This window comes from Mycobacterium sp. IEC1808, assembly GCF_002101935.1.
In the GTDB taxonomy this organism is placed as follows: domain Bacteria; phylum Actinomycetota; class Actinomycetes; order Mycobacteriales; family Mycobacteriaceae; genus Mycobacterium.
This window is the reverse complement of record NZ_LQPV01000052.1, coordinates 1-16,012: the sequence shown is the minus strand read 5'-3', so window position 1 is coordinate 16,012 and position 16,012 is coordinate 1. Positions and strand designations below refer to the sequence as shown.

The 16,012-nt window shown below is 68.9% G+C and carries 11 protein-coding genes and 1 pseudogene; 5 read left to right on the top strand and 7 right to left on the bottom strand.

Annotated features, from left to right (window positions below):
• Window positions 1-917: PE family protein (locus tag AWB92_RS23035; protein ID WP_142282255.1), on the bottom strand; the 917-nt coding region annotated here is incomplete at its 3' end.
• Between the two features lie 101 nt (window positions 918-1,018).
• Between AWB92_RS23035 and AWB92_RS23030 the strand changes: the two genes are divergently transcribed.
• Genes AWB92_RS23030 through rfbA form a run of 3 tightly spaced genes read left to right on the top strand, consistent with a single transcriptional unit; the run spans window position 1,019 to window position 3,061 of the window.
• Window positions 1,019-1,774, top strand: a complete 756-nt coding sequence (locus AWB92_RS23030) for a maleylpyruvate isomerase family mycothiol-dependent enzyme (RefSeq protein WP_085189785.1) — start codon at window positions 1,019-1,021, stop codon at window positions 1,772-1,774.
• A gap of 28 nt (window positions 1,775-1,802) precedes the next feature.
• Complete coding sequence (locus AWB92_RS23025) at window positions 1,803-2,171, top strand: nuclear transport factor 2 family protein (RefSeq protein WP_085189783.1); 369 nt, start codon at window positions 1,803-1,805, stop codon at window positions 2,169-2,171.
• Window positions 2,172-2,191: 20 nt separating this feature from the next.
• On the top strand, window positions 2,192-3,061 hold the full coding sequence (gene rfbA / locus AWB92_RS23020) for a glucose-1-phosphate thymidylyltransferase RfbA (RefSeq protein ID WP_085189781.1): 870 nt from the start codon (window positions 2,192-2,194) through the stop codon (window positions 3,059-3,061).
• Here the strand turns inward: rfbA and AWB92_RS23015 are convergent.
• Window positions 3,009-4,298 (bottom strand): YibE/F family protein, encoded by a 1,290-nt coding sequence (locus AWB92_RS23015; protein WP_085189779.1) that lies wholly within the window; start codon window positions 4,296-4,298, stop codon window positions 3,009-3,011. The two genes, rfbA and AWB92_RS23015, sit on opposite strands and share 53 nt — an antisense overlap.
• Window positions 4,299-4,332: 34 nt before the next feature.
• Window positions 4,333-5,621, bottom strand: a pseudogene (locus tag AWB92_RS23010) (pyridoxal phosphate-dependent aminotransferase).
• Between the two features lie 69 nt (window positions 5,622-5,690).
• Between AWB92_RS23010 and AWB92_RS23005 the strand changes: the two are divergent.
• The gene (locus AWB92_RS23005) at window positions 5,691-6,902 is read left to right on the top strand and encodes a PPE family protein (protein ID WP_085189777.1); all 1,212 of its coding nucleotides are present in this window, start codon (window positions 5,691-5,693) and stop codon (window positions 6,900-6,902) included.
• 831 nt (window positions 6,903-7,733) lie between these two features.
• Here the strand turns inward: AWB92_RS23005 and AWB92_RS23000 are convergent.
• From AWB92_RS23000 to AWB92_RS22985, 4 genes are all read right to left on the bottom strand, one after another.
• Entirely contained in the window at window positions 7,734-10,667 is a 2,934-nt protein-coding gene (locus tag AWB92_RS23000) for a (Fe-S)-binding protein (RefSeq protein ID WP_085189775.1), read from the bottom strand.
• Between the two features lie 121 nt (window positions 10,668-10,788).
• On the bottom strand, window positions 10,789-12,435 hold the full coding sequence (locus tag AWB92_RS22995; RefSeq protein WP_085189773.1) for an Hsp70 family protein: 1,647 nt from the start codon (window positions 12,433-12,435) through the stop codon (window positions 10,789-10,791).
• Between the two features lie 10 nt (window positions 12,436-12,445).
• A complete protein-coding gene (locus AWB92_RS22990) occupies window positions 12,446-12,958 on the bottom strand; it encodes a hypothetical protein (RefSeq protein ID WP_085189771.1) in 513 nt (170 codons plus the stop codon).
• A gap of 52 nt (window positions 12,959-13,010) precedes the next feature.
• Window positions 13,011-14,606 (bottom strand): PPE family protein, encoded by a 1,596-nt coding sequence (locus AWB92_RS22985; RefSeq protein WP_277622321.1) that lies wholly within the window; start codon window positions 14,604-14,606, stop codon window positions 13,011-13,013.
• Between the two features lie 238 nt (window positions 14,607-14,844).
• Between AWB92_RS22985 and AWB92_RS22980 the strand changes: the two genes are divergently transcribed.
• On the top strand, window positions 14,845-16,012 hold a 1,168-nt coding region (locus AWB92_RS22980; RefSeq protein ID WP_085189787.1), incomplete at its 3' end, for an HNH endonuclease signature motif containing protein.

Below are 16,012 nucleotides of genomic sequence, written 5' to 3'. Positions count from 1 at the left end.
CTTCCCTGGAGGCCGGTCCCGCCGGCCCCGCCGACCCCACCGGCACCGAGCAGGCCGCCGTTCCCACCGGCCCCGCCGTTACCCCCGCCGGTTACGCCCGTGCCGCCGGCCCCGCCGGCACCGCCGGTGGGCTGGGTCGGGCCGCCGATCCCGCCGTTGCTGGCCAGGCTGAATACCCCGCCGTTCCCGCCGGCGCCGCCGTTTCCGCCGACGCCGCTGGCCGAGAGCCCGCCCGCGCCGCCGGCGCCGCCGGCGCCGAAGATCCCGCCCATCCCGCCGTTGCCGCCGTTGCCGCCGGCGACACCTAAACCGGTCGAGAACCCGCCGGCACCGCCGGCGCCGCCGGCGCCGAACAGCGCGCCGGCCCCGCCGTTGCCGCCGTTGCCGCCGTTAGCACCCGACCAGCCGGCGCCGCCCGCGCCGGCCGCGCCGAGCAGCCCGGCGGCCCCGCCGTTGCCGCCGTTGGGGTGGGAGGCCCCACCCGAGCCGCCCGCCCCGCCGTTGCCGATCAGGATTCCGGCGTCGCCGCCGTTCTGCCCGGTTCCCGGGGCCCCGTTGGCGCCGTTGCCGACCAGCGGGCGCCCGAACAGCGCCTCGGTGGGCGCGTTGATGGCGTTCATCAGTGTCTGCTGGACGTTCGCCGCCTCGGCGCTGGCATACGAGGCCGCGCCCCCGCCCAAGGCCTGCACGAACTGGTCGTGAACCGCCGCCGCCCGGGTGGTCAGCGCGTGAAAGTCCTGCGCCTGCCCGGAAAACAGCGACGCGATCGCCGCCGACACCTCGTCGGCGCCGGCGGCCACCACCCGCGTTGTCGACGCCGCCGCGGCCGCGTTGGCTGTGCTCACCGCCGCACCGATTCGAGCCAAATCGGAAGCCGCCGCCCCCAGCGCCTCCGGTCCCACGATCACAAACGACATGCCCCCGCCTTTCATCTGTCGCTGACAGGACGGACGTTATCCGCATCGACGGCCTGCCGCATTGGATCAAGCCGGTCGGGGCCGGCGAGTAGCCTGAGCCCGTGGACTATGCCGCCGAGTTCCTCACCGAAAACCGGGCCTTCGCCGAGCTTTTCCGCGGTGTCGACGAGTCCACGCCGGTGCCGACGTGCCCCGGCTGGACCGTCACCCAGCTGTTGCGCCACGTCGGGCGCGGCGATCGGTGGGCGGCGCAGATCGTGCGTGACCGGCTCCAGGAATACCTCGATCCCCGCACCGTCGAGGGCGGCAAGCCGCCACCGGATCCGGACGACGCGATCTCCTGGCTGAACGGCGGCGCGCAGCGGCTGGTGGACGCGGTCGAGTTGGCGGGCGTGGAAACACCGGTGTGGACCTTCCTCGGGACGCGCCCGGCGAATTGGTGGGTCCGGCGCCGGCTGCACGAGACGGCGGTGCACCGCGCCGACGCCGCGATCGCGACCGGCAGCGAATTCACCCTGGGCGCCGAAATCGCGGCCGACGGGATAACGGAATGGCTTGAGCGCGTGGCCATTCAGGCCGGAAGCGACGGGTCGCCCCTGCCGCTGGAGGCCGGCAGCACCCTGCACCTGCACGCCACCGACCCGGGGCTGGGCGACGCCGGTGAATGGACGATCGGTGTCGACGGCGGCGCGATCACCTGGTCGCACGAGCACGGCAAGGGCAGCGCGGCGCTGCGCGGCGGCGCCACCGAACTTTTGCTGGCGCTGGTTCGCCGGGTCTCGCTGGCCGACACCGGCATCGAGCTGTTCGGGGACGACGCCGTGTGGCAGAACTGGCTGGACCGTACGCCTTTGTAACTCAGGCGGACACGGTAGCTTGCTGACCATGACCACATCGGAGATCGCCACCGTTCTGGCGTGGCACGACGCCCTCAACGCCTCGGACCTGGAAACCCTGGTGGCCTTGTCCAGCGAGGACATCGAAATCGGCGACGCTCAGGGCGCCGCGCAGGGTCATGAGGCGCTGCGCAGGTGGGCCGGTTCGCGCGAAGGCACGGCCGAACCCGGCCGCATGTATGTGCACGACGGCGTCGTCGTCGTCGAAGAGAAGGTCAGCACCCCGGACGGGGAGGTCACCAACGCCGCGTCGGCATTCCGGGTGGTCCGCGACCACGTCACGTCGGTGTTCCGGCACGAGGACCTGGCAGCGGCGCTGGCCGCGACGGAACTCACTGACTCCGACCTCGTAAATTAGGCCCGAACAGAGAGGCACCTATGCGTGGGATCATCCTGGCCGGCGGGTCGGGCACCCGTCTGCACCCGATCACGATCGGCATCAGCAAGCAGTTGTTGCCGGTCTACGACAAGCCGATGGTGTACTACCCGCTGTCCACGCTGATGATGGCCGGCATCCGCGACATCCTGGTGATCACCACCCCGCACGACGCGGCCGGCTTCGAGCGGCTACTCGGTGACGGCTCGCAATTCGGCATCAACCTCAGCTACGTCCAGCAGCACGCACCCGAGGGCCTGGCACAGGCTTTCGTGCTCGGCGCCAACCACCTCGGCAACGACTCGGCCGCGTTGGTGTTGGGCGACAACATCTTCTACGGCCCGGGCCTGGGCACCAGCCTGAGCCGCTTCCAAAACATAAGCGGCGGAGCGATTTTCGCGTACTGGGTGGCCAACCCGTCGGCCTACGGTGTTGTCGAGTTCAGCGACGACGGCATGGCGCTGTCGCTGGAGGAGAAGCCGGCCACTCCGAAGTCCCAATACGCGGTGCCGGGCCTCTACTTCTACGACAACGACGTGATCGAGATCGCCAAGAACCTGAAGAAATCGGCGCGCGGCGAGTACGAGATCACCGAGGTCAACCAGATCTACCTCAACCGTGGCCGGCTGTCGGTCGAGGTGATGGCGCGCGGGACGGCGTGGCTGGACACGGGCACCTTCGACTCGCTGCTGGACGCCAGCGACTACGTCCGCACGCTGGAACGGCGGCAGGGGCTGAAGGTCAGCGTGCCCGAGGAAATCGCCTGGCTGCAGGGCTGGATCAGCGACGAGCAACTGGCCAAGCGGGCGCAGACCCTGGTCAAGTCCGGTTATGGCGACTACCTGCTGGGGCTGCTGGAACAGCGGCGCTGACCGGGGCCGGCTCTGAGCCCGGTTTCGCCAGCACCGCCGCGATCGCCGTCGTCAACGGCACCGACAGCGCCAGCGCGATGCCGCCGACCGCGGAGCGGGCGAGTTCGATGGCCACGCTCTCGCTGATCAGCACGTCACCCAGCGAGCGATTCGAGACGCTGAACAGCAGCAGCAACGGGAGCGACGTGCCCGCGTAGGCCAACACCAGCGTGTAGACCGTGCTGGCGATGTGATCCCGGCCTACCCGGATGGCGCCCAGGAAGATGGCCCGCCGGGAGCCGCCGAGGTGCGCGAGCTCGAACACCGTCGACGCCTGGGTCACGGTCACGTCGTTGAGCACACCGAGCGAGCCGATGATGAACCCGGCGAGCAGCAGCCCGCTGATCGACACGTTGCCCAGATACGCCGAGACCTGGCCGTTCTGGTCGTCCGACAGGCCGGTGAGATGGGCCAGATCGACTGCGGCCCAAGATAATCCGGCGGCCAGCAGCAACGCCGAGAGGGTGCCCAGCAGGGCGGCGCTGGTCCGCAGGCTCACCCCGTGGGCCAGGTAGATCACCGCGTAGAGGATGACCGCAGACGCCACCAGCGCGACGGGGACGGCGGGGGCGCCGTCGCGCAGCGCCGGCAGCAGGAACACCACCAGCACCAGGAACGCGACGACGATGCCGACCAGCGCGAGCAACCCGCGCCAGCGGGCCACGGCGACGATCACCACCGCGAACGCGACGGCGAGCGCGACCAGCGGCCAGCCACGTTCGAAGTCGTAGAAGGCGTAGCTGGTGGTGCCCTGCTCGTCGACCTGCCGGACCAGCCGGACGCGATCGTCGGCCCCGAAGTGGGGCTGGCCGGGACCGGGGGAGGACTCCAGCAGCGTCTTGGCGCCCGCGTTCGGGCCCGAGTCGATGGCGATCAGCGTTTGGATGCATCGCCCGGCGCCCGGGGCCGCCGGTTGCGGCGCCGTCGTGATCACCTGGCCCGCCGACGGGCTGCCGCAGTCGCCCAGCGCGCTGGACAGCACGTGGCCCTTTTGTGTGCTCACCGCGCCGCCGGCCGCGTTCTGGAATGGCATCGGGATATCGACGTGCTGGCGGCTCGGCCAGAGCAACACCGCACCGGCCACCACGGCCACCCCGATGGCGACAAGCAGCCCGACGACGATCCTGGCGGGCAGCGGATCCAGCCCGGACGGGGCCCCGGGCGAGCTGCGGAGGCTGTGCGAATGTGAGTGCGCCACCCGGTCGAGGGTAGAGGGCGGCGCCGAAACCCCGTTACTGCCGGTAGCTGGCCAGGAAGTTGCCCAGCCGCTCGATCGCGGCGGCGAGATCGCGGGACCACGGCAGGGTCACGATGCGCAGGTGATCCGGCGCCGGCCAGTTGAATCCGGTGCCCTGGGTGACGAGGATCTTCTCGGACAGCAGCAGCTCGAGGACGAGTTGCTCGTCGTCCTCGATGTCGTAGACCTCGGGATCCAGCCGGGGAAACGCGTACAGCGCGCCCTCGGGTTTGACGCAGGACACCCCGGGGATCTCGTTGAGCTTGGTCCAGGCGACGTCGCGCTGCTCGAGCAGCCGCCCGCCGGGAAGCACCAGGTCCTCGATGCTCTGGTGGCCGCCGAGGGCCACCTGGATCGCGTGCTGCGCCGGGACGTTGGGGCACAGCCGCATATTGGCCAGCAGGCTGATCCCCTCGATGAAGCTGCTGGCGTGCTCCTTGGGCCCGGTGATGGCCAGCCAGCCGGCCCGGTAGCCGGCGACCCGGTAGGCCTTCGACAGGCCGTTGAATGTCAGGCACAACATGTCGGGCGCCAGCGTGGCGAGGCTGATGTGCTTGGCGTCGTCGTAGAGGATCTTGTCGTAGATCTCGTCGGCCAGCAGCAGCAGCTGGTGCTTGCGCGCCAGGTCGACCATCTGGGTGAGGATCTCGCGGCTGTAGACGGCGCCGGTGGGGTTGTTCGGGTTGATCACGACCAGCGCCTTGGTGCGCTCGGTGATCTTGGATTCCAGGTCGGCGATGTCCGGCTGCCAGTTCTGGGTCTCGTCGCACAGGTAGTGCACCGGCGTGCCGCCGGCCAGCGAGGTCGACGCCGTCCACAGCGGGTAGTCCGGCGCTGGGATCAGGACCTGATCGCCGTTGTCGAGCAGGGCCTGCAGCGTCATCGTGATCAGCTCGGATACCCCGTTGCCCAGGTAGACGTCGTCGACGTCGAACCGCGGAAAGCCCTCGACCAGCTCGTAGCGGGTGACCACCGCGCGTCGGGCCGGCAGGATCCCCTGCGAGTCGGAGTAGCCCTGGGCGTACGGCAGGGCCTGGATCATGTCGCGCATGATCACGTCGGGCGCCTCGAAGCCGAACGGCGCCGGGTTGCCGATGTTGAGCTTGAGGATGCGGTGTCCCTCGGCCTCCAGCCGCGCGGCGTGCTGGTGCACCGGGCCGCGGATCTCGTACAGGACGTCCTGCAGTTTGGACGACTGGGCGAAGGACCGCTGCCGATGATGGCCGGTGATGTGCGCGGGCAGCTGGTGAGTACTCACGTCCCTATGGTGCCATCGTTGTCCAACGAAATTTGCTGACGGATCTCAATCTGTGATCAACGCCCGCGCGGCGGGCGCAATTTTCGCTATTCCCGATGCGAGTAGACGAGCGTTACGCTCGTTTTGACGAATCGGGCCACGTCGCCATGCACGAACGTGACCGAAAGGAAGGCCCGCATGCGGGGCATCGAGAGTCGACTCGGAGCTTTGGCAGGGTAGGCGTGGACTTCTGGGCTCCCCCCGAGATCACATCAGCACTGATTCATTCAGGGCCGGGGCCCGGATCGTGGCTCAGCGCTGCCGACGCCTGGCGCCAGCTGGTGACCGAGCTGGGACAGACGGCCGCCGACTACGCCTCCACCGTGGCGAGCATTCCCTGGCAGGGACCATCGGCGACGGCGATGACTCTGTCTAGCCTTCCGTACATCGCTTGGCTACACACCACCGCAGCCCAGGCCGCTCAGATGTCGATGGCGGCTACCACCATGGCCAGTTCGTTCGTCGCCACCAAGAGTGCCGTCGTGCATCCCAGCGTGGTCGCCGCCAACCGCACGCTGCTGGCTGATCTGATCGCGACGAACTTCTTCGGCATCAACTTCCCGGCCATCGCCGCCACCGAGATCCAGTACCTGCAGATGTGGGCGGACAACACGACCGCGATGCTGGGCTATCAAGCCACCAGCCTGCAGACCATGGCGATGCCGATGTTTAGTGCCCCATCCCCGATGACCAGTCCGGCGGCCCCCGCGGCTCAAACGGCCGCCGTGACCGCGGCGGCGGCACCCGCCCAGGGTATCCTCGACAATCCGTTCGTTCAGACCGTCAACGCCTACCTGGAAAGCCTGGTCAGCAGCGGCATCTTCAACCCGCAGGCCGAGCTGGGCTTGATCATGAGTGGCCACGATTTCTTTCCCGGTCAGTACCCGGACGTCCTGGCCGCGACCCCGCGCAACCTGGCCATTGCGTACAACCTGACCGGTCCCGAGGCCGTGGGAGGGTCCCCCAACATCTACGCTGCCGCTGCCTATGCGCCCGCCGCCGAGACTTCAGCCACCGCTTCGATGGGCACGGGGATGTACGTCAGCAACCTTGTGGTCCCGCCTTCGGCGGTCACCTCGCCGATCCAGCTGTCGGCGTCGGAGGCACCGTTGATGGCAACCGCAGCCGACGGCGCTCCACTGGTCCCGATGTTCGTCCCGCCGATGCCGCCGGGGGCGCGTAAGGCCCAGCAGGATAAGCCGACAGAGAAGGGCTATGGACCGCCGATCTTCGGCACGATCATGCGGCGACCTCCGGCAGGCGGATGAGACGAACGCCCAGCCGGCCCCTAGCAAACCGCATTACAGAGTTGCCCACTCGCCGGCCCGCGCTCGATCGGGAGGTGCAGATTTGGGCACCCAGAGGTCCCGACAAATTTGCCCCAACTGTCCGTGCAACGGGCTGGCCTGGCAATCGTTTTGGTATCGCTGCAGCGGCTCATCGGGCGGGGGTGCGTCGACGCAAGCCTGGGGGGCAGCGGGATCGTTGATGCCGGCACAAGGATCGTCGGCGCGTGCTTGTGGTGGCGGAATGCACAGGTATGCCAGCGCTATGGCTGCCGCCGCGCCCATTATTGCCCTCTTCACCACTTCGTCCCTTCGCGCCCGCGAAATGGCCCCCGTATTGTCGCCACTCCAGAATCGCGCAAAATCCCTGCCGTGGCACGCCTCTTATCGAGGGAGGGCGCTAGAAGCTAGCCACAGACTTGGCCCACCTGTCCGTCCAGGGGGCTGGCCCCCTCGCAATCGCCCAGAAGGTGTCGGCGCCTGGGGTCGTGCGGCATGAATCCGTTGAGGCAAGTCTGATGGGCGGCGGGATCGGTGACGCCGGCGCAGGGATCGTCAGCCCTTGCTTTTGCTGCTGGAACGAACAGGGGGGCCAGTGTTATCGCTGCTGCCGCCGAAACGCCGATTATCGCCCGCTTCATCAGTTCGTCCTCTCGTAACCCCCTATTGACCGCGTCGTTGTCGGCGTGGACGAAGTGTCGCACGTCGCGGCGGCGCTCGCAGCGCGACACGAGCGACGCTGTCGTGGTGGCCGACCAGGTCGAGATGGGTGACCGAAAGGTCACAAGAGCCGAGAGGTGGCGGTATCTCCGATCAACGCTTGCCCGGCGGCCGGGCGCCGCGCGCGATGCCCAGGCCCTTCACCGGGGTTTCGGGCTTTGCCGCGTCGCCGTCGGGCTGCGCCGACGGCTCCGGCTTTTGTCCGGGCTCGGCCGTGGCCTCCGGTTGCTGGGCCGGGGCCTCGGCGGGCTTCGCGGCGGGCGCGGCCTTCTTGGCACCGGGCCGCTTGGCGCCGGCGGCGATGCCGAGCCCCTTCACCGGTGCGGCGGGAGCCGCTGGAGCCTCGGCCTCTTCGGCGGGCGCGGCCGGTGCGGCCGGCTGAGCGGCCGGGGCATCGGCCGCAGAAGGGGCCTTCGCCGCCGGGGCCGCCGACTTCTTGGCGCCGGGTCGCTTCGCGCCGGCCGCCAGGCCCAGCCCCTTGGCCGGTGCGGCGGGCGCAGCGGGCGCCTTGGCCTCTTCGGCCGGCTGAGCGGTCGGGGCCTCGGCCGCAGAAGGGGCCTTCGCGGCGGGCGCGGCCTTCTTGGCGCCGGGCCGTTTTGCGCCGCCGGCGATGCCCAGCCCCTTGGCCGGCGCCGGTGCCGCGGCCTTGGCTGGCTCCGGCTCGGCGGCCTTGGCCGGCGCGGGTTCCTCAGCCTTGGCCGGCGCCTCGGCGGGCGCGGCCGGTGCTGCGGCCTTCGGTGCTGCGGCCGCCCGCTTCTCGGCCTCCTTCGCGGCCGTGCCCTTCTCGGGCAGCGTCGCCTTGTCGTACTCGATCGACCCGAGCAGCACCTGCGCCACGTCGAGCACCTCGACGCCGCTGCGGCCGGCTTCCTCCTGCCGGTCGTTGACGCCGTCGGTGACCATCACCCGGCAGAACGGGCAACCGGTCGCGATGGTGGCCGCGCCCGTCCCCAGCGCCTCGTCGACGCGCTCGTGGTTGATCCGCTTGCCGATGTGCTCTTCCATCCACATGCGCGCACCACCGGCGCCGCAGCAGAAGCTGCGCTCGGCGTGCCGCGGCATCTCGGTGAGGGTGGCGCCCGCGGCGCCGATCAGCTCGCGCGGCGCCTCATACACCTTGTTGTGCCGGCCCAAATAGCACGGGTCGTGGTACGTGATCTCCTGGGAGACAGACGTAACCGGCACCAGCTTCTTGTCCCGCACCAGCCGGTTGAGCAGCTGCGTGTGGTGCAACACGGTGTAGTTGGAGCCCAGCTGCCGGTACTCCTTGCCCAGGGTGTTGAAGCAGTGCGGGCAGGTGACGACGATCTTGCGGTCGACGGTCTCCACGCCCTCGAACAGCCCGTCCAGGGTCTCGACGGCCTGGGCGGCCAGCTGCTGGAAGAGGAACTCGTTGCCCGACCGGCGCGCGGAGTCGCCGTTGCACGTTTCGCCCGTGCCCAGCACCAGGTACTTCACGCCGGCGACGGCCAGCAGCTCGGCGACGGCCTTGGTGGTCTTCTTCGCCTTGTCGTCGTACGCGCCGGCGCAGCCCACCCAGAACAGGTACTCGTAGCCGTCGAAGCTGTCCACGTCCTCGCCATACACCGGGACGTCGAAGTCGACCTCGTCGATCCAGTTGGTCCGGTCGGATGCGTTCTGGCCCCACGGATTCGCTTTGGTCTCAAGGTTTTTGAACAGCACCGACAGCTCGGAGGGGAACTCCGACTCCATCATCACCTGGTAACGGCGCATGTCGACGATGTGGTCGACGTGCTCGATGTCCACCGGGCACTGCTCGACGCAGGCGCCGCACGTCACGCAGGACCACAGCACGTCGGGGTCGATGACGCCACCCTGCTCGGCGGTGCCGACCAGCGGGCGGGTCGCCTGCTCCGGACCCGAGCCCATCACGCGGCCGAAGCCCGACTCGGGGACGTGATGCTCCTCGGCGTGCTTCTCGCCGCTCAGGTTCTCGGCGACCCCGCCCTCCGGGGTGTTCTCGAGCGGAGTCTCCTTGTCCCCCAGGATGTATGGCGCCTTGGCCATCCAGTGGTCGCGCAGGTCCATGATGACGAGCTTGGGCGACAGCGGCTTTCCGGTGTTCCAGGCCGGACACTGCGACTGACAGCGCCCACACTCGGTACAGGTGGCGAAGTCGAGCATGCCCTTCCAGGTGAAGTCCTCGATCTTGCCGCGGCCGAATTGGGCGTCGTCCGGCGGGTTTTCGAAGTCGATCGGCTTAGCCTCGCCATCGACCGAGTACTCGATGGGCAGCAGCGGGCCGAGCCCGTCGGGCAGGCGCTTGAAGATGACGTTGATGGGCGCCAGGAAGATGTGTAAGTGCTTGGAGTGCAACACGATCAGCAGGAACGCCAGCATGACGCCGATGTGCAGCATCAGGGCGACGGTCTCGACGATCTCATTGGTGTTGTGCCCCAACGGCCGCAGCAGTGAGCCCATGAAGTGGCTGAAGAAAGCGCCGCGGCCGTACGGGAATTCGTCGCCGAGCGCGTTCACCGAGGCCCCGCGGAAGATGGCGTACGTCCAGATGACGTTGAAGATCATGAACAGGATCAGCCAGGCGCCGCCGGTGTGTGAGCCGTAGAAGCGGGACTGGCGGCCGTACTCTTTCGGCTCGGTGCGCAGCCGGATGATCGCGAAGGTCACGATGCCGGTCAGCACGGCCAGCGCGAAGAAGTCCTGCAGGGCGCCCAGCGCGTCCCAGCGGCCGATGATCGGGATGTGGAAGTTGGGCTGGAACAGCACGCCGTAGGCCTCGATGTAGACCGTCAGCAGGATGAAGAATCCCCACATGGTGAAGAAGTGCGCCAGACCGGGCAGCGACCACTTCAGCAGCTTGCGCTGCCCGAACACCTCGGTGAGTTCCGTCCAGATGCGGTTGCCGACGTGGTCGGCGCGCCCGCTGGCCGGCTGGCCCGACATGATCAGCTTGTTCAGCCACAGGACGCGGCGCGCAGCGAAAGCGCCCACCACCACGGTCATGCCCAGTCCGAGTATCAGTCTGATGAGCGTTTGCGTGGTCACAGAAGGTCTCCCCAATTCCTAGTTTTTGCCTACCGAGGCTTGCTCATAGTGACATCTGGGTAGGTTTCGGTGCGAGATAGGCTGCCCTAAGTCGCCGCTCGGCGGCGCCCGTGGCCTGCGGCTAACGCCCGAACGGCGGTTGCGGCAGGGGCAGCGGCAGCGGCCGTTGTCGCGTGGTCGTCGGCGCCGCGGTGGTGGTTGCCTGCTCCGTCGTGGTCGGCTGGGCGCTCGTGGTGGTCGGCGCCGCCGTTGTGGTCGTGGGCGGCGGACTGCTGCTCGTGGTCGTCGGCGGAGGCTCCGTCGACGACGACGACGGCGGTGGCGGCGGGGGCGGAAGCACCGTCACGGTGGTGGTGCCGTTCGGCTCCGTGATCGTTTCCGTCTGCGACGTCTGCGGCGGCGCTTGTTCGGTCGGCGGGGTGTTGTTGGTCGGGGTGGTTTTCGGGTGGCCCAGGGTCAGCGCCAACACCACCGCGAGCAGCACGGCCGCGGCCGCGCCGACGACGCTCAACACCAGCGCGGTGCGCTTGTACCACGGCAGCGCCCCGGTCGCGGCGGCGAGGCGGCCGCTGTCGGTGTCACCCAATCTCGTTGGCTCCCGGCCGTATTCGCCGGTCATGTCGGGGCCGACGTAGGGCACCGGCTCGGCGGTGTCGTCGGCGTCGGCCGACCACGCCAGGGCTGGGCCGCCGTCGACGACCTTGGCGGTCTCGACCATTTCGGTCGGGTTTTCCACGACGGGGCTGGCGGCGGTCGCTACGCCCGCCGCGGCCTGCTGCTGGCCCAGCACCGCCGCGCCGACGGCGGCGGCGAGCGCGGGTTGCGGCGCGGTGTGGATCGGCACCCGCAGCCGCTCCGACAAACGCGCGGCGACCAACGGGATGCTGGCGCCCCCGCCGACGGCCGCCACGGCCGCCAGGTTGGATCGCTCAATCCCGTTGCGCTGCAACGTGTCTTCGACGCGGCTGACGAAACCGTCCAGCGGCTGCGAGATGAGCTGTTCGAGTTCGGCGCGGGTAAGCCGGACCTCGTCACCGGCGGCGGTGATGCTGGACAGCTGCTCCTTGACGCGGCGGCATTGGGCGAGTTGGCGCGCCTGCGCGCCGATTCGGGCGGTGCTGGCCAGGTCGGTGCTGGTGGCGTCCGAGCCGCCCGACCGCACGTAATCGAGGATGAGCTGGTCGATCCCGTCGCCGGAGAAGTCGGTGTAACGCACCGACGAACCGATCTGGGCAAGGGTCGACCCGGCATTCATCAACGTGACGCTGGTGCCGCTGGCGCCGAAATCGCACACCGCGACGACGCCGGCCGGGAATCCCGGGTGGGCGCGCAGCGTGGAGAGCGCGGCCGTGGCGTCGGAGATCAGGGCCGGCGCCACACCGCCGCGGGTCAGGTCCGGCTGGGCGAAAAATTCGTCGCGCAGCGCGGTGGTTTGCGCCTCCGACCAGTAGGCGGGAACCGCGACGGTGACGGGGTTGCCGTAGCCCACCGTGCGGGCCATGGCCTCGATCGCCTCGACCGTCAGCACCTCGCCGAGGTACTTCGTCCCGTCGGCCGCCACCAGCGGGGCGCGGTCCCCGACCCGCTCGACGAACCCGCGCAGCACCAGACCCGGCTCGGAGAGGTTCGGGTTTTCCTCCGGCAGGCCGATTTCGGTGGGCCGGTGCTCGAACAGCGTCAAGACCGAGCTGCGGACCACCGGAGCGCTGCCCGAACGGACCGCCACCAGGTTGGCCGCCCCGATCGACAGCCCGAGCGCCTCGCTCATAGCGCGGACTTCACTGCGTAAGGCCCGGCGGCAGCGTGACCACGGGTCCGTCGGGAATGGTGATCACCGACGGCAGCTGGGGCATGTGGTGCCGATGCGTCGGCTGTTGCTGGGTCGGCTGGCGCGTGGGCTGCTGGGTCGGCTGCTGTGCGGGCGGCTCGACCGCGCTGCTGGTGGCCGGCGGCGCCGACGATTCGGTGGTCGTCGGCGTCATCGTCGTCGTGGTGGTGGTCGTCGTCGGGGAGGTGCTGCTCGTGGTGCTCGGGCTGGGGCTGGTGCCCTGGCCGCCCTGGATCAGCTCCATCAGCCCGTAGACGATCAGCGCGAGCAGGACGAGGACGGCGACAATCCAGGCGATGATTCCGGCGGGCTTGCGGTACCAGGGGGTGGGCTCGGGTTCCTGCTCGAACGGATCGAGCGCCTCGGGTTGTTCCGGCTGGTCCGGCGGCGGTTCCGCGGCGCCATAGTTCGCATACTGCGTCCGCTGATTGTGGAAGTCGTCCGGTGGGCCGTTGGATGCCACGGAGCCGATGGTACTGACACCTCCTTCGGGCCAGCTCAGAGCGTCGACCCGATTAGGCGATACCGAGTTCGTGATCGATCTGCGCCCAGTACTGCGGGCCATCCAGAGTCAGGATGATCCAGTCGTGGATTTCGCCGTTGCCCAGCACGAAGTTGAACGGCGCGCCCGCCGTAGCCGCCTCCTGCTGGAGGACGAGCACGTCGGGCGACAGCGAATCCAGGTTGCCCGAGTAGACGTATGTCGGTGGGAGCTTGCTGAGCACAGTCTGCGACGCGTACAGCGGACTCACCTCGGGGCTTTTCACGGGTAGGCCACCCGCCCATTCCTGGCCGATCTGTATTCCGGGCGCGACCGGCAGCAGCGGGTCTTGGACGAACGCGATATTCGGGTTGCTGAACGTGACATCCAGCCACGGAGACAGCAGGACCATCGAGGTTGGCATGGCGGCATTCGGATTCTGGCCCAACGTGTATTCGAGGGCCGCAAGTGCAAGGTTGCCGCCGGCGGAGTCGCCGGTCACGCTGACATGTCCGGGGTGTGCGGCAATCTGCGAGTTGATGAAGCCGGCCATCTGGGGCACCACCGTGCCGGCCGTGCCACCCTGCTGCAGCAGCGGGTAGATCGGCACCTCGATGGTCGCGCCGGTCTGATACGCCATGACCGTGTAGTCGAGCCAGTGGAAGATCGAGGGCGCGAAGATGAACGCGCCACCGTGAATGGCCACCACGTAGTTGCCGGTCGGGTGAGCCGGGGTGATCTGCACGACGTCCATCCCGTTATATGTGGTGTGCTGCACCGTTTCTCCGAGCAGCAACGGCAGCAACCGCGGCGGGGTGTTGGACAGGCCTATCCCAAGCAGCGGATTGTTGCCGGTAAACAGCTGCAGGAATGGGGAACTGGGCGACGTAAGCTGAGCCTCGAGTCCCGGGAAGAAACCCAGGAGGGGCTTGACGGGGTACAGCGCGGCTTCTTCGAACCGGGTGGCCAGCGACGGCCCGCCGGTGTAGGTCCCCGTCTGCGTCGCCGAGAAGGGCGGAGCGGCCGGCGCCCCGAAGATGGTGCCGATGACCGTGTTGGCCACGTGGTGGAATTCGCTTTCGACAGCTTGGACGAATTCACCGGGCAGGTTTTGCAGCGCTTGCTCCCACGAGCCCAGCTGCGCGACCGTCGCCGACGCGCTGGCGTGATACCCGCCCATCGCGGCGACGTCCTGCGCCCACATTTGCTCGTAGTCGGCCTCGGCGGCCGCGATCGCGGGAGCGTTCTGACCGAACAGGTTCGAGATCATCAGCGACACCAATTGGCCGCGATTCGCGTTGATCACTGCCGGGTCCACGATCGTCGCCAGCGCGGACTCGTAGGCGGTGGCCGCCGCGCGGGCCTGGGCCGCCGACTGTTCGGCCTGGGCGGCCGCCCCGCCGAGCCACCTCACGTAGCGGGCCGCCGCGTCTGTCATCGAGGCCGACGCGGGGCCTTGCCAGGCCTGGCCGGCCAGGTCCGAGGTCAAGGAGTTGAACGCGTTGGCCGCCGAACTCAATTCGGAGCCGACGCCCTCCCAGGCAGCCGCCGCCTCCAACATCGGCCCCGGACCCGGTCCATCGAGCAGCAATACCGAATTGACCTCAGGCGGCCACACCAAAAAGCTCACCACTGCTCCCCTCGATCAGCGCTGATCGCATTTCCCCTTCAGGAACGTACCGCATCGACTCAGGCCGGAATCCTGGATTGCGGCAGCTTTATCCTCGGTGACCCCGGACGCAGGTGGCTGGGTTGCGCGCCGTGCGGTGGCCATTCAGATTGGGCCGCTTGGCCAATGACGACGGTCGTGGCCTCGTCGCGGATTTCTTGGCCGAAAACTTGTCGTACCTGGCTGTGATGATGGGGTCATGTCTTCGACCGCAGCTGTTGGCGCTTGGGTGGTGAATGAGCCGACGCGTCTTGAGGTGCTGTTTGAGGAGTTGGCGGAGTTGTGCGGTCAACGCAATGCGATTGATGGGCGCATTGTGGACATCGTCGCCGAGATCGATCGCGACGGATTGTGGGGTAACACCGGGGCGCGGTCGATCCCGGCGTTGGTGGCCTGGAAGACCGGCTGCTCGCCGGCCAACGCGCAGACGATCGCCACGGTGGCGGGCCGGGTGCAGGAGTTTCCGCGCTGCACCGCGGCGTTGCGGCAGGGGCGGTTGTCGCTGGATCAGGTCGGGGTGATCGCCGCCCGCGCGGGTGAGGGGTCTGATGAGCATTACGTCGAGCTGGCGAAGGTGGCCACGGTCACGCAGTTGCGCACCGCGATCAAACTCGAACCGCGCCCCGAAGCCGAACCCCGGCTCGAACCCGAGCGCTCGCTGACCAAGACCACCGACGAGCAGGGCAGCTGCTATCGGATCAAACTCCCGCATGTGGACGCGGCGACATTCGACGCGGCGCTGGCCTCGCATCGCGAGGCGCTGTTCGCGGCGTGGAAGCGCGACCGCGGCGACGGCAAAGCCCCCTGCGATGCGGCGCCGCCGCTGCCCAACACGGTTGATGCGTTGATGCGGCTGGTGGAAGCCGGTTGGGACGCCGAAGCCACCCGCCGCCCGCACGCCCAGCACACCACGGTGGTGGTGCACCTCGATGTCGAGCGGCGCGCCGCCGCGCTGCACCTGGGCCCGCTGCTGTCCGACGCCGAGCGCCAATACCTGACCTGTGATGCCACCTGCGAGGTGTGGTTCGAACGCGACGGGCGACCCATCGGTGCCGGGCGCACCACGCGCACCGTCAACCGCCGGCTACGCCGCTCCCTCGAGCACCGCCACCCCACCTGCGCGGTCCCCGGCTGCGGGGCCACCCGCGCCCTGCACGCCCACCACCTCGTGCACTGGGAAAACGGCGGCCCCACCGAGTTGACCAACCTGGTACTGCTCTGCCCCTATCACCACCGCCTCCACCACCGCGGCCTGATCACCATCACCGGACCCGCCGACCACCTCGTCGTCACCGACGACGACGGCCGACCACTGTCCGCGGGATCACTCGCGCGCCCACCGAACCACCCCCCGCCCGCCGTCCCAC